The sequence below is a fragment of the Pseudomonas fluorescens genome, assembly GCF_902498195.1.
GTDB classification, from domain to species: domain Bacteria; phylum Pseudomonadota; class Gammaproteobacteria; order Pseudomonadales; family Pseudomonadaceae; genus Aquipseudomonas; species Aquipseudomonas fluorescens_BU.
In genome coordinates, this window is record NZ_CABVIY010000004.1 from 710,779 (window position 1) to 735,957 (window position 25,179).

Annotated in this window: 24 protein-coding genes; 14 read left to right on the plus strand and 10 right to left on the minus strand. The window is 61.2% G+C overall.

The annotated features are described in order from the left end of the window. Window positions 1-180 precede the first annotated feature (180 nt). Window positions 181-1,053, plus strand: coding sequence for a DNA/RNA non-specific endonuclease (locus tag F8N66_RS18535; protein ID WP_150771554.1), 873 nt, complete (start codon window positions 181-183; stop codon window positions 1,051-1,053). A 96-nt stretch (window positions 1,054-1,149) separates the two neighbouring features. On the opposite strand, the gene F8N66_RS18540 is transcribed toward F8N66_RS18535, so the two are convergent. Further along, window positions 1,150-1,722, minus strand: a complete 573-nt coding sequence (locus tag F8N66_RS18540; protein ID WP_150771555.1) for a TetR/AcrR family transcriptional regulator — start codon at window positions 1,720-1,722, stop codon at window positions 1,150-1,152. A 238-nt stretch (window positions 1,723-1,960) separates the two neighbouring features. On the opposite strand from F8N66_RS18540, the gene F8N66_RS18545 reads away from it, so the two are divergent. The 10 genes from F8N66_RS18545 to F8N66_RS18590 all read left to right on the plus strand — a co-directional run bounded on the left by F8N66_RS18545 (window position 1,961) and on the right by F8N66_RS18590 (window position 9,801). Next, a complete protein-coding gene (locus F8N66_RS18545; protein ID WP_150771556.1) occupies window positions 1,961-3,247 on the plus strand; it encodes an aromatic ring-hydroxylating oxygenase subunit alpha in 1,287 nt (428 codons plus the stop codon). A 5-nt stretch (window positions 3,248-3,252) separates the two neighbouring features. After that, a complete protein-coding gene (locus F8N66_RS18550) occupies window positions 3,253-3,636 on the plus strand; it encodes a hypothetical protein (RefSeq protein WP_150771557.1) in 384 nt (127 codons plus the stop codon). A 14-nt stretch (window positions 3,637-3,650) separates the two neighbouring features. Beyond that, entirely contained in the window at window positions 3,651-4,067 is a 417-nt protein-coding gene (locus F8N66_RS18555) for a cupin (protein ID WP_150771558.1), read from the plus strand. Beyond that, on the plus strand, window positions 4,064-4,390 hold the full coding sequence (locus F8N66_RS18560; RefSeq protein ID WP_150771559.1) for a cupin domain-containing protein: 327 nt from the start codon (window positions 4,064-4,066) through the stop codon (window positions 4,388-4,390). The genes F8N66_RS18555 and F8N66_RS18560 overlap by 4 nt, the downstream gene beginning before the upstream one ends. Beyond that, a complete protein-coding gene (locus F8N66_RS18565; protein WP_150771560.1) occupies window positions 4,387-5,622 on the plus strand; it encodes an NAD(P)/FAD-dependent oxidoreductase in 1,236 nt (411 codons plus the stop codon). The genes F8N66_RS18560 and F8N66_RS18565 overlap by 4 nt, the downstream gene beginning before the upstream one ends. Then, window positions 5,619-6,191, plus strand: a complete 573-nt coding sequence (locus F8N66_RS18570) for a nuclear transport factor 2 family protein (RefSeq protein ID WP_150771561.1) — start codon at window positions 5,619-5,621, stop codon at window positions 6,189-6,191. Before F8N66_RS18565 ends, F8N66_RS18570 begins: the two co-directional genes overlap by 4 nt. 4 nt (window positions 6,192-6,195) lie before the next feature. Beyond that, a complete protein-coding gene (locus tag F8N66_RS18575; RefSeq protein ID WP_150771562.1) occupies window positions 6,196-6,564 on the plus strand; it encodes a non-heme iron oxygenase ferredoxin subunit in 369 nt (122 codons plus the stop codon). Window positions 6,565-6,567: 3 nt separating this feature from the next. Next, window positions 6,568-7,575 (plus strand): asparaginase, encoded by a 1,008-nt coding sequence (locus F8N66_RS18580; protein ID WP_150771563.1) that lies wholly within the window; start codon window positions 6,568-6,570, stop codon window positions 7,573-7,575. 168 nt (window positions 7,576-7,743) lie between these two features. Further along, window positions 7,744-8,976, plus strand: a complete 1,233-nt coding sequence (locus F8N66_RS18585; protein WP_150771564.1) for an OprD family porin — start codon at window positions 7,744-7,746, stop codon at window positions 8,974-8,976. A 99-nt stretch (window positions 8,977-9,075) separates the two neighbouring features. Next, window positions 9,076-9,801 carry an aspartate/glutamate racemase family protein gene (locus F8N66_RS18590; RefSeq protein WP_150771565.1) on the plus strand — a complete coding sequence of 242 codons (726 nt, stop codon included), beginning with the start codon at window positions 9,076-9,078 and terminating at the stop codon, window positions 9,799-9,801. Between the two features lie 54 nt (window positions 9,802-9,855). Here F8N66_RS18590 and F8N66_RS18595 read toward each other — a convergent pair whose 3' ends face one another. After that, window positions 9,856-11,112 carry an MFS transporter gene (locus F8N66_RS18595; protein ID WP_224790500.1) on the minus strand — a complete coding sequence of 419 codons (1,257 nt, stop codon included), beginning with the start codon at window positions 11,110-11,112 and terminating at the stop codon, window positions 9,856-9,858. Between the two features lie 366 nt (window positions 11,113-11,478). After that, complete coding sequence (locus F8N66_RS18600) at window positions 11,479-12,396, minus strand: LysR substrate-binding domain-containing protein (protein WP_150771567.1); 918 nt, start codon at window positions 12,394-12,396, stop codon at window positions 11,479-11,481. 403 nt (window positions 12,397-12,799) lie between these two features. Between F8N66_RS18600 and F8N66_RS18605 the strand changes: the two genes are divergently transcribed. Then, window positions 12,800-14,005 (plus strand): epoxide hydrolase family protein, encoded by a 1,206-nt coding sequence (locus F8N66_RS18605; RefSeq protein ID WP_150771568.1) that lies wholly within the window; start codon window positions 12,800-12,802, stop codon window positions 14,003-14,005. A gap of 58 nt (window positions 14,006-14,063) precedes the next feature. Here F8N66_RS18605 and F8N66_RS18610 read toward each other — a convergent pair whose 3' ends face one another. Next, window positions 14,064-15,533 (minus strand): sensor histidine kinase, encoded by a 1,470-nt coding sequence (locus F8N66_RS18610; RefSeq protein WP_150771569.1) that lies wholly within the window; start codon window positions 15,531-15,533, stop codon window positions 14,064-14,066. A 350-nt stretch (window positions 15,534-15,883) separates the two neighbouring features. Between F8N66_RS18610 and F8N66_RS18615 the strand changes: the two genes are divergently transcribed. Continuing rightward, the gene (locus F8N66_RS18615) at window positions 15,884-18,088 is read left to right on the plus strand and encodes an OsmC domain/YcaO domain-containing protein (RefSeq protein ID WP_150771570.1); all 2,205 of its coding nucleotides are present in this window, start codon (window positions 15,884-15,886) and stop codon (window positions 18,086-18,088) included. A 64-nt stretch (window positions 18,089-18,152) separates the two neighbouring features. On the opposite strand, the gene F8N66_RS18620 is transcribed toward F8N66_RS18615, so the two are convergent. The 6 genes from F8N66_RS18620 to F8N66_RS18650 form a co-directional block, all read right to left on the minus strand. Continuing rightward, window positions 18,153-18,596, minus strand: coding sequence for an HIT family protein (locus tag F8N66_RS18620; RefSeq protein WP_150771571.1), 444 nt, complete (start codon window positions 18,594-18,596; stop codon window positions 18,153-18,155). A 622-nt stretch (window positions 18,597-19,218) separates the two neighbouring features. After that, on the minus strand, window positions 19,219-20,232 hold the full coding sequence (locus tag F8N66_RS18630) for a proline racemase family protein (RefSeq protein ID WP_150771572.1): 1,014 nt from the start codon (window positions 20,230-20,232) through the stop codon (window positions 19,219-19,221). Between the two features lie 35 nt (window positions 20,233-20,267). Then, window positions 20,268-21,056, minus strand: coding sequence for an ABC transporter permease (locus F8N66_RS18635; RefSeq protein ID WP_150771573.1), 789 nt, complete (start codon window positions 21,054-21,056; stop codon window positions 20,268-20,270). Then, the gene (locus F8N66_RS18640; protein WP_150771574.1) at window positions 21,053-21,895 is read right to left on the minus strand and encodes an ABC transporter permease; all 843 of its coding nucleotides are present in this window, start codon (window positions 21,893-21,895) and stop codon (window positions 21,053-21,055) included. Before F8N66_RS18640 ends, F8N66_RS18635 begins: the two co-directional genes overlap by 4 nt. Continuing rightward, the gene (locus tag F8N66_RS18645) at window positions 21,892-22,959 is read right to left on the minus strand and encodes an ABC transporter ATP-binding protein (RefSeq protein ID WP_150771575.1); all 1,068 of its coding nucleotides are present in this window, start codon (window positions 22,957-22,959) and stop codon (window positions 21,892-21,894) included. Before F8N66_RS18645 ends, F8N66_RS18640 begins: the two co-directional genes overlap by 4 nt. Before the next feature lie 15 nt (window positions 22,960-22,974). Then, a complete protein-coding gene (locus F8N66_RS18650; RefSeq protein WP_150771576.1) occupies window positions 22,975-24,024 on the minus strand; it encodes an ABC transporter substrate-binding protein in 1,050 nt (349 codons plus the stop codon). Window positions 24,025-24,141: 117 nt separating this feature from the next. Between F8N66_RS18650 and F8N66_RS18655 the strand changes: the two genes are divergently transcribed. Continuing rightward, window positions 24,142-25,170 (plus strand): GlxA family transcriptional regulator, encoded by a 1,029-nt coding sequence (locus F8N66_RS18655; protein WP_224790501.1) that lies wholly within the window; start codon window positions 24,142-24,144, stop codon window positions 25,168-25,170. The last annotated feature ends 9 nt before the right edge of the window (window positions 25,171-25,179 follow it).

Genomic DNA, 25,179 nt, shown 5'->3' on the forward strand with positions numbered 1-25,179 from the left:
TGTCTGGGTTTGGCGATTCTCAACCAGCCATTAGAATGCAGCCGCTGCCCAGCACTAAAGCGGTTTGCGGTGGTCAATGAATCCGTATTTTTGATCAAGGACAGAGAACGCATGCCCGCCGCTCGATAATCAGCCAACCGCCCCCCATTCAAACCCTCAATCCCATTCGAAGAACCAAGCATGCACCTACGCAAAATTGCAGTTGGGCTGTCAGCCCTTGTTTTGCTTTCAACCGCCGCGGACGCCCGCAGCCTGCTGGACCTCATCAAGCCGCCCGCCCAGCATCAGGAACAATCATCCCGCTCAGGTTCGATCAACCAGAACGCGGCGCTGGACCTCTACTCAAGCCAACAGAAAAAGCCATCGTTCGACGGCTGTGCCGAGCTGTTCCCGGCTGCCAGGCCGATCAACATCGCCACCGTGCCGGCCACCATGAATCCCCTGGCTCTGTGTTCCGATAACTTTGCGGTGCTGTACTCGCAAACCAGCAAGACGCCGCTGGTGGTGGTCGAGCGGCTGAATGCAGCGCAACTTGAAGACGCCAAAGGCGAGGAACGCACCAACCAGTTCTATCCGGACCCGCGCATCCCCAAGGGCGGGCGGGCAGAGTTGAGCGACTACCGCAGCCAGCATCCGGCCGTGGACCGTGGTCATCAATCGCCGGCGGCCGATGCACCGAGCCCCAAAGCGATGGCCCAGTCCTTTGCACTGTCGAACATGGTGCCGCAAGACCCCACCAATAACCGCAAGATCTGGAGCAAGGTCGAGGCGGATGTCAGGAAGTTCGCCAAGCGCGCCGAGGGCAATGTGTTTGTCTTTACCGGCCCGCTCTTTGACCAAGGTCATTCCACCATTGGCGACAACAAGGTCTGGGTGCCGACGCGCCTGTTCAAACTGGTGTACGACGCCTCGTCCAAACGGGCCTGGGCGTACGTATTGCCCAATGCCGAAACCCGGATTGAACGGCCGATGGACTATGAGGCGTTCGTGAAGGCTACCGGGCTCAAGTTGCTGGGCAATTTGCCGGTTACGGGTTCGGTGGGTCGTACGTGAGGGATTCACCGAGGTGAAGGCTCGCAGCCTGCCTGGCGCGGGCTGCGATCTTTTGCCATCAGCTTTCAAGCGTATCTTGTCGCCCGGCGCTTCGCCTCAGCCGGGCAACAACATGTCGGTAAACAGATCAGCAATTTTTTCCATGTCGCGGCAATCGCCCATGCGCTGGTTGATCACAAATCCGTCGAATGCCATCCACAGGACATGGGCCAGCAGGCCATCGGCGAGCAGCTGATGGCGGTCCTCGGGCAGGGTGTCGAGCATCATCTCGCTGATCTGTGCTTCTGCCCACTTGAGCAGGTCATTGGGTTTGCCCTGCTGGCGCGGGGCGCTGGCCAGGGCCTCGATCATGCAGTTGGCAAACGCCTGGTCGGCCACAGGCAGCTCTGACCAAACCCCGATCAATATTCTTTTTAGCCGGGCCCGTGGCTGGCGCAGACGGCTAACGGAGTCCTTGAGGCGGGTGACCTGGTCCTGGAACCAGGGCGTGTAAATCGCATAGAGGATCAGGATCTTGGAATCGAAGTAGACGTACAGGTTCGACACCGTCACCCCGGCTTCGCGAGCGATGCTGCTCATCGTGGTCGCCGTGTAGCCCTTGTGTTTGAACAAGGTAAAGGCGGATTCGACGATAGCATCCCGGATTTCCATTTTTTTGATCTGCGCCACGCACTGCTCCTGGTTGATCGCTCTCGCACGCTCGTGCAATGGGGGCGAATCATACCAGCTGGGGTCGTTGCGGTACTCCACTCCTCACGCTGATTCGCTTATTTAAAGAGTGACGGTCGTTTTATACGAATGAATCATCGTGATAAATGCCTTTTTACAGGGGTGTTGACAGAGGAGTGCGCTCAATAACAGAATGTCATTCGTTAATTGGACGAACTGATGGGGTTTGAAAAAAATAATGAGCACCAAGCGCACCTTTATCACTGACGACTATCCCGAGCTGGGCAAGGGCCCGGTGCCGGTCGAGCCGTATATTTCTCCCGAGTACTACGAGCGGGAGAAAGAACACATCTTCAAGCAGACCTGGCTGGAGGTGGGGCGGGTTGAAGAAATTCCCAATGCCGGGGATTACATGGTCAAGGACCTGGCGTGCGCCGATGCATCGATCATTGTGGTGCGCAACAAGCAGGGCCAGATCAATGCCATGCACAACGTCTGCTCGCACCGGGTCAACCAGATTGCCTACGAGAAGTGCGGCACGACGCGCAAATTCTCGTGCAAGTTCCACGGTTGGGCGTTCGACCTGGATGGCAACCTGACCGGCGTGCCGGAAGAAGAGTGCTTCTTTGATCTGGACAAGTCCGCCAATGGCCTGGCGCGAGTGGCGTGTGAAATCTGGCAAGGCTTCATCTTCATCAACATGCAGGTCGAGCCGGCGCAATCGCTTGAGGATTACCTCAAGCCCATGTTCGGTTCGATCGAAGGTTATCCGTTTGAAAAACTGACCTCGGGCTTTTCCTGGGTCAGCGAAGTGCAGTGCAACTGGAAGCTGGCCCTGGATGCGTTCCAGGAGGCCTACCACGTTGCCTACATTCACGGTCTGTCGATCGCCGATGCGGTGGAAAAGGACGAGCACGGCGCCATGCCGCCGCTCGGTGCGCTGTGTGGCGAATATCACCGTCGCCTGTCTCTGTCGGGCAACCAGAAGTCGGTCTACGGCAACCCCAAGGCCATGACCGAAGGCGGCGCGGCCTTCGAGGAAGCGCTGGTCGAGGCCAGCAAGTCCAAGCCGATCTCGGCGGCGGCGTTGCGTGGCGCTGCGGGTAGCGCCAAATATGATTTTCCCATCGAGGCCTTGCCCGAGGGCATGAACTGGACCAAAAGCCCGAACTGGTTGTTCGACATCAACGTCGTGTTCCCCGACCTGTACCTGTCGCTGCGCCCCAATTACTTCCAGTGCTACACCTTCCGCCCCACGGCCTACAACCGCACGCGCGTCGAGTGCCGGGTGTTCTATCCGGAGATGACCACCGCCGGTGGGCGCTTCTTCGTCGAGTACATGAAAGTGGCCTTGCGCGATGTACTGCTCGAAGACATGAGCACGGTGGAACGCACGCAAAAGGCTGCGGAAACCGGGGCCAAGCGCTTCATGTTCCTTCAGGACAACGAAGTGCTGGTGCGCCATAACTATCACGCTGTCGAGCGCATGCTGGAACGCAATGCCGCCCGAGCCGCTGCGGAGTGAACACGATGAACATGATTGCAACTTCCCAGGCCGATCACCCGGTGAACCTCCTGTTGCCCGAAGCTTTCCAGGCCTTGCAGATCTACGTGGGGGTGTGGGCGCTGGCGACAGAGACCGAGCGCAATATCCAGCGCCACCGCCAGTCGATGCCCGCCATCATCGCCTTCAAGGACGCCATGATGGCGCAGATCGACGAGCTGCTGGCGTTCGTCAATCGCAAGCCCCTGGCTGAGCTCGACGAGGTGGACAGCACCTTGCTCAAGCTGCTGCTCTCACTGGCCGAAATCGCCCCCACCGTCGAGTGTTACAACCAACAGGAAGTGGTGTACGGCTTTGACCCGCGTCGCTTCGTTGCCGAAGAAGATTTTTCTCTCAAGCCTGTGTATTGAACGCGGAGGTAAGTATGGCCAAGTGCAGGGTGTTCGGGATCGATGACGGGCTCAAGGAAGTCGTTGCCGACGGGTTGTACATGAAGCACCTGTTCGGTAAGCAGATCAGTGTGTCGGTGGTGAAATTCGTGGAAAAAGTCGGGCATGACTTGCCTGCCAAGGCCCACCTCCATGGTGAAGAAGCGTCGTTGCAACTGGTGGGCGAGTGCACGGTTTTTGAAGGTGAGGGCGAGGAGGGCGATGTGGCGGTGCCGATGACCGCGCGCAGCGCCATGATCATTCCCGCGCAATTGAGTCACTACGGCAGCAATCGTTTTGCCGGCGAAGGCGTGAGCATGCGCCTGAATGTGGTCACGCCGCCACGGCCCGAGTTCGGGCCGGAAGACAGCGTGCCGTATTACCCGCTGAAGAATCGGGAGGAGCGCTCGTGAACACTCAACAGTGTCGGGTGACGGCGCCCCTGACGTGCGCCGAAGGCAGTCGTGTCAGCGGCGATGCCTTCGATCTGCAATTGCGTCCGTTTGTCCAGGGTGAGTCGGTGATGGGCGGCATCAGCGACCTGGGTGAAGAAGTCGGCGCCATCATTGAGGGCAGCTTCGATGTGTTTGCCGCCGACGAGTGCTACAGCCTGAGTGCCGGCGAGGCGATTGTGATTCCACCGCACGAACCTCGGCGCTGGGTCTGCACGTCGGCCAACGGCTTGCTGTACCGCGCCATTGTGCGACTCGGCGCAGTGCAGGAGCTCCAGCCATGAGCGCCCGGCGAATCGCGATTGTCGGCGCCGGGCATGCCGGCGGGCGGGTCGTCCAGCATCTGCTCGGACTGGACGACAGCTGCCGGGTGACGCTGATCGGCGAGGAACCCTATGCGCCGTACGAGCGTCCGGCTTTGTCCAAGGCGGTGCTGGCGGGCGAGCAGTCGTGGAGCGAGCTGATGCTGGCCACGGACGAGTTCTGGACCGCCCATCCGCGTCTGGAGCGCCTCACGGCGCGTGTGGTGGGGCTGGAGCGTGAGCGGCGCGTCTTGCATCTGGATGATGGGCGTCAGGTCGGGTTCGATGAGCTGGTCGTGGCCACGGGCGGGGCGGCGCGGCCGCTGACGGTGCCAGGCGGGGATTTGCCGGGCCTGCATGTGCTCCGGGGAATCGGCGACTGCGAGAAGCTCGCCACGACCCTGGTCGCGGGGTCGCGGCTGCTGGTGATCGGCGCCGGCGTGATCGGCATGGAAGTGGCCGCGACAGCCTCTGCCGCCGGGGTCTCGGTGACGGTGCTGGACGTCTCGGACCAGATCATGCGCCGGTGTCTGCCGGCCCCTGTTTCGCAGTGGTTGGCAGAGCAGCATCAGCAAGTCGGCGTGACATTGAAGTCCCGGGTGGTCGTGCAGTCCATTGTTCAGTATGGCGACATTTACCAGGTGCAGGTGCAGGGCTTCGAGGGTGTCAGCGAAATGCTGGAGGCGCAGCAGGTGTTGCTCGCCATCGGCATTGATTGTGACACCGGGTTTCTCCAGGAGGCCGGCATCACCTGCCGCAACGGCGTGGTGGTCGATGCGTCTTGCCGCAGTCCCGATGCCCCGTGGTGCTATGCCGTGGGCGATGTCGCCAATTGCGAAAATGCCTTCTATGGCCGTTTGTTGCGTCAGGAAACCTGGCGCAATGCGGAAAACCAGGCCCTGGCCGTGGCGCAACAGATTGCCGGCATTGCGCAGCCCTATGGCGAAATTCCCTGGATGTGGACCGATCAGCTGGGTCACAACATCCAGGTGGTTGGCCTGATCGACGATGCCGATGCGCATGTCTGGCGCGGTGATCTGGCCCAGGGCAAGGCCACCCTGGTGCTGCTCAAGGCGCAGCGGGTGGTGGCGGCGGTGATGGTCAATCAAGGCAAGGAGCGCAAGGCCCTGGAAGCCTTGATCCGTGATCGGCGTCCCGTCGACCTGGCGCTGCTCGGCGACGTGTCGGTGTCCCTGAAGGCGGTGGCGGCATGAACGATCTGTCGCAGCTGGCCGAGCGCCTGCACCAGTTGGAAGCCCGCGAGGCCATCCGCCAGCTCAAGGCCCGTTATGCGGCCCTGGCCGATGCCAAATACACCGCCGATTATCGCCGGCAGGAACCCCCGCGTCTGGCGCAATTGGCCAGGGCGCAGGCGGACTGCTTTACCCCGCAGGCGGTCTGGTACGGCGCCGAGTTCGGCGGTGACCGGGTCGGGCGCGAAGCGCTGGCGCAATGGTTTGAGCAGTCGCCCTGGTGTTTCGCCGCGCATTACTACGTCGGTGCCGAGATTGCGGTGGACGGCCACCAGGCGCGGGCCGATTGGCGCTTGTGGCAGTTGGCGCTGTGCGCCGACAACGCCGAGGCGGTGTTGCTGATGGCGCGTACCGAGGAAACCTATCGCTACATGCCACCGCAAGGCTGGTTGATCGATTCGATGCGCTTTTGTGATGTGCAGGTCACGGCGCTGGGCACCGGCAGCATGCCGCTGGCGCCCGGGCTTGATGCATTGCGCGCGCGAACTCCTTTTCCGGTGCGCACTGCGCACTCATTGATTGAGCGATAAATTCATGACGGCATCCCAAGCGTTGATATTTCCTGAGCAGGCGAACAGTGGGCAATGGATTGCCGTGGGGACCCTGGCTGAATTGTTCGGCCAGGGTGATTGCGCGGGCGTCCAGGTCAGTGGCCGCAAGGTAGGCCTGTTCAAGGTCGACGACGAGTTGTTCGCCGTCGACGATATTTGCACCCATGGCAATGCGCTGCTCAGCGACGGTGACCTGGACGGCTATGAAATCGAATGCCCGTTGCATGCCGGGGCGTTCGACCTGCGCAGTGGCAAGGCGTTGTGCAGCCCATTGCTGAAGAACACCCGGTGTCACCAGGTGAAAGCCGAAGACGGTTGCGTGTTCGTCCAGCTTGTCACTGTGGAGGCCTGATCGATGACCACTCAATATCGTCCGAAAGTGGCCATCATCGGCACCGGCGGCACGTTCGCCATGCAAGCGCGCGACCCGTTCGACTGGGTTGAATACAGTGAAAGTGGCGTGGTCTTGCCGATTGATCACCTGCTTGAGCAATTGGGTGAGGTGGCGCCCCATATCCAATGCGTGCCCGTGCCGTTCCGGGCATTGGGCAGCACGGCAATCACCCCGGTCGACTGGCTGGAACTGGCGCGCCTGATCGAGCGCACAGCCAGTGAGCACCCGGATATCGAAGGGTTTGTCATCACCCACGGCACGGCGACAATGGAAGAGACCGCGTACTTCCTCGACCTCGCCCTGGACCTCGACGCCGGCCTGGTATTGACCGGTGCACAACGCCCGGTCAATACCGCGGGCAGCGATGTCCTGGCCAACTTGCGCGCGGCCCTGGCGGTGGCGACCAGTGCGCAGGCCAAGGCCTGTGGTGCGTTGCTGGTAATGGACAACAAAGCCTATGCCGCACGCGATGTGAGCAAGAGTTCGAGCTTTGACCTCAATGCCTTCGAGGCCATTCCCTACGGGCCGCTGGCCCAGGTCGACGCCATGGCCCAGGTGCACTGGCGACGTTGCCTGCCGGCCAACGGCTGGCATGCGCACTTTCATTTCGAAGGGGTGAGTGACCTGCCCCGGGTGGACATCACCACCTCCTACGCCGGTGCTGACGGCGTGGTCGTCGATGCGCTGGTCGCGGCCGGGAGCCGGGCGATCATCAGTGCCGGGCTGGCGCCGGGCCGGCCGGCTTCGGGTGAAGTGGCCGCGATCAAGCGGGCCACGGCCAGCGGGGTGATCGTGGTCCAGGCGACTCGGGCCCTGCGCGGGATCGTCCCGCCCCAGGCGTTCCTGGCGCGTGACGGTGTGCTGGCCGGAGGCGATCTGAGCCCGCACAAGTTGCGCATCCTGCTGATGCTGGCCCTGACCCGGAACCTGTCGGCGTCGCAGTTGCAGGCTCGCATTCTCGAGGCATGACGAGCCTGTGCCGCCACGGCACACCATAACAATAACGATTGCTTGAAGGCGCCTGGTGACGGGCGTCGATGGTTTTCCCTTGCCTGCCGCTTTGTGAATTGATGCGCGCCGTCCGGTGCGCGTCCGGTTGCCGGCCGCCCCGGTTTTGATCGAGTCTGGATAATAATAATGAGCCGACCTTGCCTTGCCGCACCTTTGCTGTTTTCCATCGGGACCTCCCTCGCCAACTGCGCGCTGGCGGACTTTGTCGATGACAGCACGGCCCGTGTGGAACTGCGCAACTTTTACTTGAACCGTGATTTTCGTCAGCACGACGCCCCGCAATCGAAGACGGACGAGTGGGCCCAGGGCTTTACGGGCCGGCTGGTCTCGGGCTTTACCGAGGGCGCCGTGGGCTTTGGCGTCGATGCGCTGGGGCAAATGGGCGTCAAGCTCGACTCCAGTCCCGACCGGCGCGGCTCCGGGCTGTTGCCTGCCGGGGACAGCGGGCGGGCCGCCGACAACTACAGCAAGCTGGGGTTGACGGCCAAGGCGCGTACCAGCAAGAGCGTATTGAGTGTGGGCACCTTGCAGCCGACGTTGCCGGTGGTGATGTACAACGACACGCGCCTGCTGGGCTCGTCGTTTCGCGGGGGGCTGTTGAATTCGCAGGACATCCAGGGCCTGTCGATCAACGCCGGGCGCCTGACCCAGGCCAGCCTGCGCGATTCGTCCAGTCATGATGACATCGGCTATGGCGCGGCTTCGAGTGATCACTTCGATTTTGCCGGGGCCAACTATGCGCTGACACCCCAGCTGAACCTGAGTTACTACGGCGCGAACCTGCAGGATATCTATCGGCAGCAATTCGCCGGCCTGACGCATCGTTGGTCGCTGGCCGAGGGTCTGGTGATGAAAAGCGACCTTCGTTATTTCGACACCCGTGATGAAGGGCGCAAGCTGGCGGGAACCATCGATAACCGCAATTTCAACGGAATGATTGGCCTGGAATACAAGGCTCATCGGTTCACCACCGCCTGGCAGTACCTGTCGGGCGACGGTGATTTCCCGTTCCTCAACGGCGCCGAGCCTTATGTGGCCAACCTGGTGACCTTTAACCTGTTCACCCGGGCGCAGGAAGATTCGTGGCAGCTGCGTTACGACTATGACTTCGCCGCCTGGGGAATTCCCGGCCTGAGCTTCATGACCCGCTATGTGGACGGGCGCCACGTCAAGACCGCCACTGTGAATGATGGTCGCGAGTGGGAGCGCGATACCGACCTGGCCTATGTCGTGCAGGATGGTCCGCTGAAGGGCGTGAGCGTACGCTGGCGCAATGTCACTTTCCGCTCGGGCGACGGGCTGACAACCGACGCCGATGAAAATCGTTTGATCGTCGGGTATACCCTGGCGCTCTGGTAGTCGGGTTCGGTTGTCACTGACCTCCAGGGGCCTTGTCGGCCCGTGGAGGTTTTTGTGTTTCAAGCGTGTGTAATTCATCACTCATAGAAGGAAAGACCCGTGAACCCAGGTATCGGTACTTTGGCGCGCATAGGCCAACTCTACCCATCGGGTGGCCTCTGCGACCATGAACCTCAACTGATGGCCCCCGAGGGGGTGCGCTTCGTCACCACGCGCGTGCCTTTCAAGCAGACTTCCCTGGAAGCCGATCGCAAGTTTTCCGAGGGCCTGGAAGGCCATGCGCAATTGCTTGCCGATGCCAGTGTCGACCTGCTGGCCATCAACTGCACCGCCGCCACCCTGCTGGCCGGGCCGCAGGTACTGCGCAAGCGTTTGTTTGACGCCACCGGGCTCGACAGCGTGACCACCATCGAGGCGGTTATCGCCGGTTGCCGTGCTCAGGGCATGCGACGCATCGGCTTGCTGACGCCTTATCCGCAGGAAGTGATCGAGGTTGAGCGCGAGTATTTCGCGGGCCTGAGCATCGAGGTGGTCAGTGCGCTGGGTAAACCCTGCACGACGCCGGTGGAGCAGGGCAGCCTGCCTTCGCAGGCGTGGCTTGAGTTGGCGCAAGGGTTTCGCGGCATGGCGCTGGATGGCGTGCTGATCAGCTGTGCCGGGATCCAGGTGGCTGAGGTGCTGGCAACCATCGAAGCGCAGTTGGGCCTGCCAGTGGTCAGCAGTAATCAGGCGCTGGTGTGGATGTGCTTGCACCAGCTGGGCATCGACCAGCCGGTGGTGGGTTTTGGCTCGTTGTTTTCTAAGGCTTGCGCTGGCCTCGAATAGGTCATGAATAAACGACTCACCAGCGAGCGCAGGCTCGCCGGTGAGTTGCAGCCCTTATCGTTCGTGGGCTGGTGCAGGCGTCATGGTGATGGCTATGGCCGCGGCAATCGCAGCCGTGGCGAAGACCATGAAGTTCCAGAAACTATCGAGCTGCAGCCCGGCGACGAAGCCGCCGAGAATCGGCCCGCCCATCGCGCCGAAGCGCCCGATGCCCACCGCCCAGCCCGTGGCCGACGCCCGGGCGTGAGGGGCGTAGTAGTTGGCGATGTACCCCAGCTGGACCAGGGCGACGGCCACGCTGCCGAAACCGGCGCAGGCGACCAGCACGTAAGTGACCATCATCGAGTTTTTCAGTGACAGCGCAGCGATCGCGCAAGCGCCGAAGGTAAAGCCCAGGGCGAGGGTGCGGCGCGCGCCAAAGCGGTCGGCGATTCGTCCGATGACAATCCCGCCCAGGGCGGCCGCCAGGTTGAAAACGGCGAAGAACATCAGCGCCGAGCCCAGGTCGTAGCCGTTGTGGCGCATGTATTGCGGCAGCCAGGTACCGAGTCCGTACACCACCATCACCGCGGTGCATTGGGCCAGCCACAGGCACAGCGTGCCCCGGCGATTTCGCCTGGAGAACACCTCGGCCAGAATTTCCCGGAAAGGTGAGCGCTGCGTGGCGCCCTTGTCGGCCGGTGGTGCCGGCAGTTCGCTGATACCCAGGCGAGCGGCGAGTGCCTGGGCCTGGCGGGTGCGCTTCTTCGCCACCAGGAACTCCAGTGACTCGGGCAGCCACAGCATCATGATCGGGATCAGCAATAGCGCGATGGCGCCTGCGCCAACCACTGCGCGCCAGCCATGTTCAGGCATGAAGGTCATGCCCACCCAGGCCGACAGCAGGGCGCCGAGCGGATAGCCGGAGTACATCAGGGCGAAGTTCAGGTTGCGTCGGTGCGGTGGCGAGTATTCGATCGTCAAGGCCGCGGCCACCGGGATGATGGCGCCCAGTCCCAGGCCGCCGATACCTCTGACCAGCGAGAAAATCTGCGGCGTTGGCGCCCAGGCGGCCGCCAGCATCGAGCCTGAAAACAGCGCGATGGAGAGAAGGATCAGCGGCTTGCGCCCGATGATGTCACTCCAGGGGCTGATGAAGTAGGCGCCGATAAGTGTGCCGAACAGCGCGGAACTGCTCATGGCGCCGATTTCCAGCGGGGTCAGGCTCCAGCTCGGGTCGCTCAGCAGGGCGGGCACGATGGTGCCCATGACCCCGATGTCATACCCTTCCGAGAGGATGGCGGCCCAGCAGAGGCCTAATACTAGAAGCATGGTAGAGCGGGGAAGGCTTACGACCGTCCCGGCATGGCTCGTCTCGGTGATGTGCACGTATTTGTCCTTTGGGTAGTGTTTTTATTAGGCAAGGTTTAGCCGGGCCCTGGAAGAGGCTGGCTAAAAAAATACTATGATCGTTATTGGTGCGGATTCATTTAGTGATGTCACATAATGAACCAGCACCTGTTTTGTTTTTATGGTTGGTTGTCATCTGCAGAGACATCAAAAGAATACATCATTCGTTTTTGAGGCGTTAGCCCTGCTGTGAAAAAAGCTGGGGCAGGCGCTCGACGGTGATTTGTTGTCTGCCAGGCAGCAGGATCGGGTTCTTATCGCCCTGTTGGGCTCAGTGATGACAGTGGATCATTGCTCTAACCGATGCCGCAGGCGTGAGTAGGAAATCAGCATGCTGGTCAGTTCCTGGGTGACCCGGGAGAAGGGCGACACTCGCCGGCTGACCAGGCACACCTCGGTCGATTCCAGCGGTTCGCGGATCGCAATGCGGGTCAGCGACGAGGAAAACAGTTTCATGCCGGCCAGCATGCCGGGCTCGACGGTCAGGTAATCGGTCTCGGAAACGATGTGGAGGATTTCGAGCAGCGATTCGGTGGTGATCGCAATCTTCGGCGGGGGCAGGCCCTGGGCTTTGAACAGTTCGATCAACTGGATCTCCGCGCTACTGGCCACCCCGGCCGGCCGCACGCTGATCCATTGGCAATCGGCCAGCTCGTGCAGCGAGCCAGCATCCGCCAGGGGATGGCCCTTGCGCGCAATCACGCGGGTGGTCGAGCGGTAAAGGCGCTCGATGTGCAGATCGATATCGCACACGTTGGGACCGATGGGGCACATCACGAAGTCGAGCCGGCCGGCGCGGATCATCTCGATCAAGCTTTTGCTCTTGCCACTGGCGACGTGCAGCTGCACGTTCGGAAAGCGCCGGGTGAAGCTGCTGAAGACCGGGATCAGGCTCGCCGCCAGGGGTTCCACTGTGACCCCCAATGCGATCTGGCCTTCGGGTGAGCCATTGCAGTGTCGGACGTCCTCAACGGCGCGGTCGCAATCGAGCAGGATCGAACGGGCCCGGGCCAGGAACACCTTGCCGGCCAGTGTCAGGCTGATGCCCTGGGTGGAGCGCACCAGCAAGGTCGCTCCCAGGTCTCTTTCCAGGCTTTGGATCGATTCGGTCAGCGTGCTCTGGGCAACGTCCAATGCCCGCGCCGCCGAACGAATGCTGCCGCTGTCGACCACGGAGCAGAAGGCTCGCAGCTGGATCAGTTTCATGCAGCCGTGACCCAGTTGTTGCCGTTGTGGCCAGCGCAAGCCTGAGGGGCGCAGATAAACGTGACGTGGTGGCTTGCGGTGTTCATGGCTCAATCTCCAATGGTGGCTTTCGTATCGCAATAGATTAAATCGTATGCGATGTATATTCATCTAAATCCGCATTGATGTCAAAGCCAGTGTTGCGTCCAGTCGATCAGTGGTGATGAAGCGGGGCGGGCGGAAAAGGCGAAAGTGATCGGTTTTTCTGTTCTATTCGGCACGGTTTTGTCACCTATAAAATCAATCGTGTCAGATAGATACGTCACTTTGTTCTATTTGATTCTCACTAAAACAACAAGGAATCAGCGATGAGCAAAATCGGCAAAAAGCCCTGGTTACCGACGCAACCATCAGGACTGACGCAATGACCCCTACCTCACGGAAAACCGACAGTGCATCCGCTGAAATACGCCCCTTTCACTTCAGCGCCCCCGAGGCAGAACTCTGCGAGTTGCGTCGGCGTATAGCCGCGACCCGCTGGCCGGATAAGGAAACCGTCAACGACTCTTCCCAGGGCGTGCAACTGGCGACGATCCGGAAACTGGCCGACCACTGGGCGACACAGTACGACTGGCGCCTCATTGAATCGAAAATAAACGCGGTGCCCAACTTCATCACCCGGATCGATGGCCTGGATCTGCATTTCATCCATGTCCGTTCGAAACACGCGAATGCCTTGCCCTTGCTGATGGCGCACGGATGGCCCGGGTCGGTGATCGAGTTGATGAAAGTCATCGGGCCACTCACTGATCCCGAGGCGTACGGCGGCAGCGCGGCCGATGCGTTCAGCGTGGTGATTCCGTCGATGCCGGGTTACGGCTTCTCGGAAAAACCGACCGTGGCCGGCTGGAACCCCGAGCGAATCGCCGATGCCTACATCGAGCTGATGAAGCGTCTGGGCTACACCCGGTATGGGGCGCAAGGCGGTGATTGGGGGTCTATCGTCGTCGATCTGATGGCCGTCAAGGCGCCACCTGGCTTGATCGGTATTCATTCGAACATGCCGGGCGTCATCCCGCCTGAGCTGGATGCGGCGTTGTTTCGCGGCGAGCCGGTGCCAGCAGGTCTTTGCGCGGAAGAGCAATTGGCGGCCGATCAACTGGCCAATACCTATAAGCACATTGGCTACGCGATCATGATGGGGGACAGGCCCCAATCGTTGACCGGTCTCGTTGACTCACCCGTTGGCCTGGCCGCCTTCATGCTCGATCACGATCCGAAAAGCTACGAGCTGATCGCGCGGTCCATCGAGGGAGAAACGGAGGGCCTCACGCCCGATGATGTCCTCGACAACATCACGCTGTTCTGGCTGACCAACACCGCCATTTCCTCGGCCCGGCTCTATTGGGAGAACAAGTCGACCTTCTTCGCCGTCAAGGGCGTCAACATTCCGGTCGCGGTGAGTGTGTTTCCCGATGAGCTGTATGCGGCGCCCAGAAGCTGGACGGAGCAGGCTTATCCCAAGCTGGTGCATTACAACAGGCTGCCCAAGGGCGGGCACTTTGCGGCGTGGGAACAACCGGTGCTGTTCTCGCAGGAAGTGCGGGCTGGATTCAGGTCGCTGCGGTAAGTGACAAGCCCCGATCCATCAAGGACCTGACGGTCAGGGTGGATTGAACCGACGAGGGTCAGCCCAACGCGCTGGCTCTCCTTTCCACCACTTTGAAGCTCAGGCGCACGGCGGTCCCCTGCTGTTCGTTGCAGGTCAGGCCGGCCTCTCCGTCAAAACTCTCCATGATCTGCTTCACCATGATCAACCCTATGCCCAACCGGCCTTGCCGGGTGGTGTAGAAAGATTTGAAGGCCATCATTTCCTGCTGCCGTGACGCGCCATCCCCGGTGTCGCTGACGGTCAAATGCAGCCATTGCTGGGCGTCATCCACACTGGCGTGGATGGTCAATCGGCCCCCGCCCGGCATTGCCTCGATGGCATTGGCCATGACGCTATTGAGAATCTGCGACAGCAACAGCGGGTTGCTGATGACGCGCGGGCCGGGTTCGTTCTGGAAGGCGACCTGGATGCCCGATTGATTGAGCTGTGCACTGAAGCTGTCGAGGGTGGCCTGTACCAGCGCCATCGGTTCCACCAGTTCAGCCTCTCCACGGATCGGCCGCAGGCACAGCAGTAATTCGTGCACCCACTGCGACATCCGGTCCACCTGGTTGACGATATCGTCGATGTTCTTGGTCGCCGGCTGACCGTGCATGGCGTTGGCCAGCTCTGCACTGGAGCGGATGCAGGCGAGGGGGTTGCGCAGGCTGTGGGCGACCGCCGTGGACATCTCGACCAGGCCCACGTAGGTCTTGTTGGCGACGAGCTGGGCCTCCTGGGACGCGAGCCGGATCGACGCCCGTTGAACCATCCAGTAGAGCCCGACATACAGCAGCAGGCCGCCCACCGCCGTCGACATCCAGATGACCCAGTGGCCACGGTTGAGGCGTTCGATCAGATCCGCGGGCTCCTTGTAGATTTCAACCACCGCCAGCGTATTCCCCGAATCATCCACCAGCGGGATGTAGCTCTCGATGAAGAACATTTTGGGCGGATGCAGAAATTGCTGTTCCGGACGGATCTCGTCAGCGTTGCTGTATTTGGTCGACACCCGGTCTTTTGAGCTGAACGCGGCTTCGAGCGCCTCATCGTTGAGGAATTTGCGTCCGACCAGCTGCGCGTTGGTCGACCACATCACCGTGCGAAGCGGGGAATAGATGCTGATCAGGAGAGAGTCCGGGAGATGGGACAGGTGGTCGAGAAACTCGGAGCGGGCGCGTTGCCGGTTCTGCGCCAATTCGGGCGAGAGCATTCCATAGTGGGTGGGGGCCAAAATATCGCCCATGCGCATCCCGGCCAACCCGTGGTGCCGTATCTCGCCGATGGCGATGGTCTGGATGAATTGCGCTGACAACAGGGCATCGCGCTCCAGGCTTTCAGTCACCAGGAAGCGGGTCGACACGGAGCCCAGGCCAATGGCAATCGCGCTGATCAGGATGAAGCTGACGATCGAAAACCATCGCAGGAGGTTGGGCGGTCCGGTCGGCGCAATGGCGTCGGTTGTTGCGCGATGCAGGCGTCTGAAAAAAGCCGTTATCCGTTGCATGGTGAGTGTCCTATGCGTGTTGCACATGCGGAGGTAGCCGCTTGAACCACTCAATCAAGCCTGGATGAACACCGAGCATTCTCTGTGCCAACCCTTCAGGACTGCACGACCTTGGCAAATGTCGCCTGTATTCGTCCTTTCAGTATGTTTCTAGCAATGATCCGCACAAAAGGCAAAATCAGGCACTGGGGAATTACCGCCAACTCCGGGGGAAAGTCCCCTGCGAAAGGGCGCCGCTCGTAAGGCAGGCACCATGGCGAACCCCTTTTCTCACTGAAAGCACAATACATCCCGGTGAAAAACCGGATAATGGCGGCCAAATCGTCTGCTCGTTATTCTGGTAATCCCGCATGGAAATCAAGGTCAATTTTCTCGACAACCTTCGACTTGAAGCCAAGTTCGATGACTTCACGGTGGTGGCCGACCAGCCTATCCGCTACAAGGGCGATGGTTCTGCCCCGGGTCCGTTCGATTACTTCCTGGCTTCGTCGGCGTTGTGTGCGGCTTACTTTGTGAAGTTGTACTGCGAAACGCGCAATATCCCCACGGATAACATCCGCCTGTCGCAGAACAACATTGTTGATCCGGAAAACCGCTACAACCAGATTTTCAAGATCCAGGTCGAGCTGCCGGCGGATATCTCCGACAAGGACCGCCAGGGCATCTTGCGTTCCATCGACCGCTGCACCGTGAAAAAAGTGGTGCAAGCCGGCCCTGAGTTCGTGATCGAGGAAGTGGAAAATCTCGACGCCGATGCCCAGGCCTTGCTGATGCCGAGCCTGGCGTCGGACGCGAGCACCTTCATTGTCGGCAAAGACCTGCCGCTGGAACAAACCATCGCCAACATGTCGGGCATTCTGTCTGAGCTGGGCATGAAGATCGAAATCGCTTCGTGGCGCAACATCGTGCCCAACGTGTGGTCGCTGCATATCCGCGATGCGCAATCGCCGATGTGCTTCACCAACGGCAAGGGCGCGACCAAGGAGGGCGCCCTGGCGTCGGCGTTGGGCGAGTTCATCGAGCGGCTCAATTGCAACTTCTTCTACAACGATCAGTTCTGGGGCGAAGAGATCGCCAACGCGCCGTTCGTGCATTACCCGGACGAGCGCTGGTTCCAGCCGGGTCCCGAGGATGAGCTGCCGACGGAAATCCTCGACGCCTACTGCCGCAAGATCTACAACCGCGATGGCGAGCTGCGTGGCTCGCACTTGTTCGACACCAACTCGGGCAACGAAGAGCGCGGCATCGTTTCGCTGCCGTTCGTGCGCCAGTCGGACGGCGAGGTGGTGTATTTCCCGTCCAATCTCATCGAAAACCTGTACCTGAGCAACGGCATGAGCGCCGGCAACACCCTGGCCGAAGCCCAGGTGCAGTGCCTGTCGGAAATCTTCGAGCGCGCGGTGAAGCGCGAAATCATCGAAGGTGAATTCGCACTGCCAGACGTGCCGGCCGACGTATTGGCCAAATACCCGGCGATTCTGGCCGGTATTCAAGGGCTGGAAGCGCAAGGCTTCCCGGTGCTGGTCAAGGATGCGTCGCTGGGCGGTGAGTTCCCGGTGATGTGCGTCACCTTGATGAACCCGCGCACCGGTGGTGTGTTCGCCTCGTTCGGCGCGCACCCAAGCCTTGAAGTGGCGCTGGAACGCAGCCTGACGGAATTGCTCCAGGGCCGCAGTTTCGAAGGCCTGAACGATTTGCCCCAGCCGACTTTCGAAGGCCAGGCGGTCACCGAGCCGAACAACTTCGTCGAGCACTTCATCGACTCCAGCGGTGTGGTGTCGTGGCGTTTCTTCAGCTCGAAATCGGATTACGAGTTCGTGGAATGGGATTTCTGCGGCCAGGGTGAAAACTCCAATGCCGAGGAAGCCGCGACGCTGTTCGGCATCCTCGAAAGCATGGGCAAGGAAGCGTACATGGCGGTGTACGAGCACCTCGGCGCAACCGCCTGCCGCATCCTGGTGCCGGACTACTCGGAAATCTACCCGGTGGAAGACCTGATCTGGGACAACACCAACAAGGCCCTGTTCTTCCGCGCCGATATCCTGAACCTGCATCGCCTGGACGAAGCCGAGCTGAATTCGCTGGTGGAGCGCCTGGTGGAAAGCGAGCTGGATGACTACACCGACATCACCACCCTGATCGGCATCGAGTTTGACGACAACACGGCCTGGGGCCAGCTGACCATCCTGGAGTTGAAGCTGCTGATCTGGCTTGCCTTGCAGCAATACGAAGAGGCCAAAGAGGCAGTGGAGATGTTCCTGCAATACAACGACAACACGGTCGAGCGCGGTTTGTTCTACCAGGCGGTGAACGCGGTGCTGGAGATGGAACTGGACGAGGACCTGGAACTGGCGGACTACGAAGCCAACTTCCGCCGGATGTTCGGCAACGAGCGAACGGACGCCGCGATCGGTTCGGTGAACGGCAGCGTGCGCTTCTTCGGCCTGACGCCGACGAGCATGAAGCTCGAAGGGCTCGACCGGCATCTGCGCCTGATCGAGAGCTACAAGAAACTGCACTCGGCGCGGGCTAAAGTGGCGAATTTATCCCGGTAATCGCGGCGACGAAAAAAGCACCTCAGGTGCTTTTTTTGTTTTGGCGGCCAGCAAACAACCTGCTTCAGACGCGGGATGATGCCTGCAGTAACCGGGCAATGCTGTGACGCAAATCGCCATGCGCTTCCTCGGTGTAGGGCGTTGCGGTTTTCCAGTCGTAGAACCAGACGGGCATCTTGCGTTTTTCTTCCGGCTCTGTGGCGTAGCGAGGGAAAATGTGGCAATGCAGCTCCGGTTCTGAATTCCCCAGGATTTCATAGTTCATGCGAAGCGCCCCGGTGGCTTGCAGGACAGCGTCTCCGAGGCGGGCCATGTCGAGCAGGTAGATTGCCCGGGCGTCGGCGTCCAGATCGTTCAAGCTTGGAACGACAGGATCGGGCAGCAACAGGCAGTAACCCGGGAGAAACTGCACATCGCCCATGACCGCCCAACCCGAGGCCATTCGGCAAATGACTTTATCGTTAGCGCCGTTGCGGGCCAGTTCTACACGTTGCGAGATCAGTGGCATTCATAGTCCTTGATGATGTCGTGTGTTGTTCAGATCATACCGAACGCTGGTGGCTGGTCGTAATGTTTAAGGGTGGGGGTAGATGCATTGCTGCGCAAAGGGCGGCGATTGGTTTCGCCCTCGCGGCGAGTCACCTGGAAGAGCCTGTAGGAGCGAGCATGCTCGCGATGGTCGTCAACGATGACGCGGGGAGCCTGACACCCCGTGGTGCTCTCTCAGGTTTTTCGCGAGCATGCTCGCTCCTACAGGGGGGGCGGGGCACCAGCCAAAGCCAGGTCGGCTTTAAGGCCGCCTCGCTTGGCTTTTGATTTTGATTTTGATCTGGGCGCCCCGTTAAACCACGCTGGCCGAACGCAGGCATTGCGCAGTGGGTAAACCGGCAGGACGCCGGTTTAGCCGCGCTGGGCCAGGGATGGCCCATCGCGGCGACCCACGGAGCAATGCCGGAGAGAGGGCATGCCGAGCCCTAGCGAGGCACCGAGTGGTGGGGCAAGAGCGCTTGGTTACTTGGCGCTCTTCCAAGTAACCCGCTGTAAGAGCGGAACCGTTAGTCGCCGTTACCGCAGCAATGGATATTCACCCAACCCAACCCAACCCAATGCACATGGCTCAACTAAACCAATCAGTTGACGACAAACCCCGCCCCAACCGGGTCATTACGCTCGATCACCCAGCGCGAGGTGCCCAGGATGCTGGCCGTGCCCTTGACGGTCGGACGCACCGCGCGCGTGCCGTTGAGGTCGACTTCGCCCAGCAGGCAACCCTCGAACGTACCGCTGCCCAACAGGCCTTCGGACAGAATGGGTTGGTTCAGCCCCAGTTTTCCCCGGGCTTCGAACATCGCCATCATCGCACTGGTGCCTGTGCCACCGGGGGAACGGTCGAGCTGGCCGGCGCTGAAGACGTGGACGTTTTTGTAGAATGCGCCTTCGATGGTCGCCGGGTGCCAGAAGGTGATGAAGTTGAGGTCGTTGATGTGCGCCTCGGTCGGGTGCTGGATCTTCAGCTGCTTGTTGATCTGGTCGCGCGCCAGCAGGCCCAGGCGTGACAGTTCGCTGCCGTTGTCGGGGCTGATGCGCAGGTCGCAATGGGTCAGGTCGACGATGCCGAAATAGTTGCCGCCCCACACCAGGTCGGCCTTGAGGTCGCCATAGCCGGGAAGCTGGATCGGAATGTCCTGTGCGGCCACGTAGGCGGGCACGTTTTCGAAACGGGTCCACAGCACTTTGTCGCCTTCCGACGCCACCTCGGCCACGACCAGGCCGGCGGTGGTTTCAAAACGGATTTTGGTGATGCCATCTTTACCGCGCGGCACCAGGCCCAGGGCGACCATTGCCATGCTCACCGCAATGGTGCCGTGGCCGCACATGTGTGAGTACACACTGCCGTCCATGTAGATCAGCCCGGCGTCGAACTCGCTGCTCGAAGGCGGGGTGAGAAACACCCCGAACATGTCCTTGTGGCCGCGTGGTTCCTGCATCAAGGCCTTGCGTACCCAGTCATAGTTCTGTTCGAGAAAGGCACGCTTGGCCAGAATGCTCGAACCGGCGGGGTAGGGAATGCCGCTGTGGACGATGCACAGTGGTTCGCCTTCGGTATGGGTGTAGATGACATCGAACGTGTCTTGCATGCGCATAGCGGCACTCCTGGCTTTCGGGATGTATGACGGGATTATTTGCGTTCTGACAAAAGGTCGAGACCGATACACAGGTCCAGAATGATCACGGCCACCACGACGACGATGATGGTCGCGCCGGACGCGGCGGCGATGGTCGGGTCGACGGTGTATTGCACGTAGTTGAAGAGTTTCACCGGTATGGTGTTGAGGTCCGGCGTGGTGTTGAAGATCGACAGCTCCACGTTGATCCATGACGAGATGAAGGCAAACATCGACCCGGTCACGAGTCCCGGCCGGATCTGCGGCAGCACCACCAGGAAGAAGGTCGCCCAGGGTGTCCCGCCCAGGTCGCTGGAGGCTTCTTCCAGGGCGCGCTGCTCGGGCGTCAGCATCGACAGCACCGAACGCAGGACGAAAGGCGAAATGATGATGGTGTGGCCGATCAGCAATGCCAGGAAGCTGCGGGTCAAGCCGAAATAACCACCGAACTGCAACAGCGCCGCGCCCAGCACGATGTGCGGGAATACCAGCGGTGACGTCAGTGCCGCGAGGATCGTGCCCTTGCCGGGAAAGTCGTAGCGGGCCATCGCCAGGGCCGCCGGCACACTGAGCAACACCGCGACAAAGGTTGCCGCCAGGGCCAGGACGGTGCTGGTGGCAAAGGACGCCACGTAGCTTGGATCACTGAGCATTTTGCCGTACCAGTCCAGCGTCCAGCCTTGTGGCGGGAAGGCCAGGAACGAGGTGGCGGTGACGGAGACGCCGAGGATCACCACCAGTGGCAGCAGCATGTAGCCCAGCACGGCCCAGGCCACCAGCCTGACCAGAAGTCGAGTGATCATGGGTTGCTCCCCCGGATGGTGCCGACACGTCCGGCGAGCCCGACCATTACCAGGGTAAAGATCAGCAGCACGACGCTCAGCGCTCCGCCGTAGTTGAAGTCGAAGACCGAACTGTATTGCTGGAAAATCAGCATCGAGAGCACGGAGATCCGTCCCCCGGACAGCAGCGCCGGGGTGACGTAGGCACTCGCCGCCAGGGTGAACACCATGATCGAGCCGGAGATGATGCCGGGCATGGTCAGTGGCAGCACCACGTGGAAAAAGGTCGCGCGGGGGCTCGCGCCCAGGTCGTCGGACGCCTGTTCGTAGGCCGGGTCGACCTGGGCCAGGGCATTGCCGGCGGCAAGCACAATGAACGGCAGCAGGATGTACACCATGCCGATCAGGATGCCGAGTTCGGTCCCCAGGAAGCGTACCGGCGTATCGATCAGGCCGGTCTGCAGGAGGCTCTCGTTGACCAGCCCCTTGCGCCCCAGCAGGACCATCCAGCCGAATGAGCGCACGATGTTGCTGGTGAACATCGGCACCACCAGCAGGATGACGCAGGCTCGGCGCCAGGCGCGCCATTTCACGACACGCACCAGATACCAGGCCAGCGGATAACCGAGCAGCAACGAGATCAGGGTGGTCAGCGCGGCGATGCGGAACGTCACCAGGATCACATCCCAGTGGTACTGGTCGCCCAGCACCCGGATGTAGTGCTCCAGGGTGAACGCGTGATCCGCGCCCTTGGTCAGGCTGGCGAAGATCACCACGGCGAACGGCGCGAGAAAGAATGCCGTGAAAAACGCCAGGGCGCCGAACAGCAGCAACCCCGGGGCGAGGGCCGTGCGTTTCATACCGGCTCTCCGATCAGGTGCAAATGCTCGGGCCTGAAGCCCAGGCGCACGGCGCTGCCGGCGATCAGGTCGGCCCGGGGCAGGCCCATGGTGCGCGCCACGATGGGCTGCCCGTCGATCAGCGAGTGGACGAGGGTGTGACTGCCCACGCTGACGACATCGGTCACCGTGCCGTGGATTTCATAGCAACCGGCGGTCTCGGCGGTCGAGGCATCCAGCACCTGCACATGCTCGGGCCGCAGCACGGCCACCCCGCGCGGCAACAGGTTCGCTGCGCTGCGTGACAGCGGTTTATGCCGGATCGCCAGGCGAATCTCGCCGTTATCGCTGGCCTGGTAGCCGATCAGGTTGGCTTCGCCGATAAAGTCCGCGACGAAGCGCGAAGCCGGTGCGCTGTAGATCTCGTTGCTGGCGCCAACCTGTTCGATGCGTCCGGCGTTCATCACCACGATGCGGTCGGCGATGGTCATCGCTTCTTCCTGGTCGTGGGTGACGAAAATGAACGCGATCCCCAGCCTGGCCTGCAGATGCTTGAGCTCAAGCTGCATGCGCTTGCGCAGTTTCATGTCCAGTGCCGAGAGCGGCTCGTCGAGCAGCAAAAGTTTCGGTTGGTTGACGATGGCGCGGGCCAGGGCGACGCGTTGCTGCTGGCCGCCGGACATGCCACGGGGGAAGCGTTCTTCCAGGGCCTCCAGGCCGACCATCGCCAGGGCCTCGCGCGCCTTGAGCCGGGCGTCGGTGCGATTGACGCCCTGGCGCCGGGGGCCGTAGGCCACGTTTTCCAGCACGGTCATGTGCGGAAACAGCGCGTAGTTCTGGAACACGGTATTGAGGGGCCGACGGTACGGGGGCAGGTGACTGACGTCCTGGCCGTCGATGGCGATGCGCCCGGAATCGGGCTGCATGAAGCCGGCGATCGATCGCAGCAAGGTGGTCTTGCCACAACCGCTGGGGCCAAGCAGGACGATGAATTCGCCCTGCTCGATGTCCAGGTGAATGTTGTCCAGTGCCTGGAACGGCCCGAAGCGTTTGCAGACACTGTCGATGCTCAACAAAACTGACATTGCAGACCTCTTGAGCTAGTTGGCGGTGACTTTGCGGTTCCAGTCGTTGGTGACACTGGCGCGTTGCGCGTTGATCTGGCTCCAGTCAAACAGGCGCAGGCTGTCGATGGATCCATCCACGCCCCATGGCAGCTTGCGGGCTACGTCCTGGGCGACTTCCACGCCTTTCACCGCCGGTCCCAGGTACAGCTTGCCGGCCAGGCAGGCCGAGGCTTCTTTGGTCAATGCGGTGTTGATGAACTGCTCGCCGGCCTTGCTGTTTTTCGCGCCCTTGATCAGGTGCAGGCGCGCATCGGTGGCCCAGGCACCTTCCTTGGGAATGGTGAATGCAATCGGCGCGCCCTTGTCGATCAGGTCCCAGGCGCCGACGTTGAAGTGCGCGCCGATGATCGCTTCGCCGCTCTGGAAGGCATTGGTCGCGGCACCCGAACTGTCGAAGAACAGTGCGGTGTCCAGGGCTCCGAGCTTGGTGTAGACCTGCTCCAGGTGGGCCCGGTCTATGCCCCAGACATCGGCCATGAAGAACACGAAGGGCACCCCGGAAGAGTTGGCGGGCGAGGGCAGGGCGATGGCGCCGGCATACTCGGGTTTCCACAGGTCTTTCCAGCTGGTGGGCGCTTCCTTGATGTCCTTGGTGTTGTAGGTCAGGCCCAGGGAATAGAAACCGCTGCTGACCGCGAAGGTATGGCCGGCATGGGTGTAGATCGCTTTGTCCTGCACGTTTTTCAGGTTGGGAATGGCCGCCGGATCAAGGTCGGCGACGACCCCGGCGGCATAGGCCATTTCACTGATGCCGCCGTCCATCCAGGCCACATCGATCGACGGGCTGGATTTCTGTTGCTGCAGCTTGGCCAGCGTGACGGTGGAGGTACCGACCTCGGGCGCAACGGCAATCCCGGTGGCCTGCGTGAAAGGTTCTGCAACACATTTGAGGAACGCATCACCCCAGTTGCCGCCATACAACGCAACGGTCAGCTTTTGCTGTTCAGCCATGGCGGCCTGGGAGGCGATGCAGCCGGTAACTAAAAGAGCAGCGGTGATTTTCTTGCCTGTCTTCAGTTTCATCGTGTGTCCTCTGGGGGTGTTGTTGGACTTTTCCCCTTGCCTGCATCTTGCTCGTATCGTTGATTCGAGCGCTTGCACTACGGGGTCTTAAAGTTGAATAGTTAGGTCATGCCCAAAATGACTCAGATAAATTCAGATTGCCATCCAGCCGCCCTCGACCCCGAGGCGGGCAGCCGTCCGCAGTTGTCGGTTGGGCTTGTGCTGCTGGACCAATTCACCCTGGCCGCATTTTCCGGCTTTATCGATGTGCTGCGCCTGTCCGCCGACCTGGGCGGTGGCAGCCGGCAGATCCATACGGCGTGGCGGGTGATGAGCGTCGACGGACTGCCGCGCACCTCCAGCGCCGGCATTGCGCTGGAGGTGTCCGGAGGGCTGGCGCAGGATGTAGAAGCGTTCGACTACGTGGCCATCTGCGGTGGCAACGACTACCTCAACACCCATTTGCCAACTCATTTTCGCGACTGGCTGCAACGCGTCGCCAAGAGCCGCACGCGGTTGCTGGGCATCTGCACGGGCACGTTCGCGCTGGCGCAGGCGGGCGTGGTCGGAGCGCGTTCGGTGTGCGTGCACTGGAACGTGCTGGATGCCTTTCGTGCGCGTTTTCCCAAGACCCCGGCGGCGGTGGATCACCTGTTCATCGATGAGGGCGACCTGATCACCTGTGCCGGCTCGACAGCCGCCATCGACCTGGGTTTGTACCTGGTGGCTCGGCATTGCGGGCGGGAAAAAGCCCAGCAGGCGGTGCGGCACATGATGCTGCAGGGGATTCGCCAGGGGCGCCAGCCACAGGCGCACTTCTACGCCAACCTGGCGGACATCAAGGATGAGCGCGTGCGCCAGGCGGCTCACTACATCGAGCAGCGCATGGACAGCCTGCCGACGCTGGACGCCATCGCGCGTTATGTAGGGCTTGGCCGACGCCAGCTGACACGGGCATTCCAGCAGTCGCTGGGGCTTTCACCCATGGAGTTCCAGCGCTCGCTGCGGATCGAGTACGGCGGCTGGCTGCTGGTCAACAGCCAGAGCAGCATCACCCAGATCGCCATGGATTGTGGCTTCTCCGACGGCGCTCATTTCTCCCGCGAGTTTCGCGCCCGGTTCGGCGTATGCCCGCGGCAGTTCCAGCGTCAGGAACGGCCGGACTGATGGATTCCG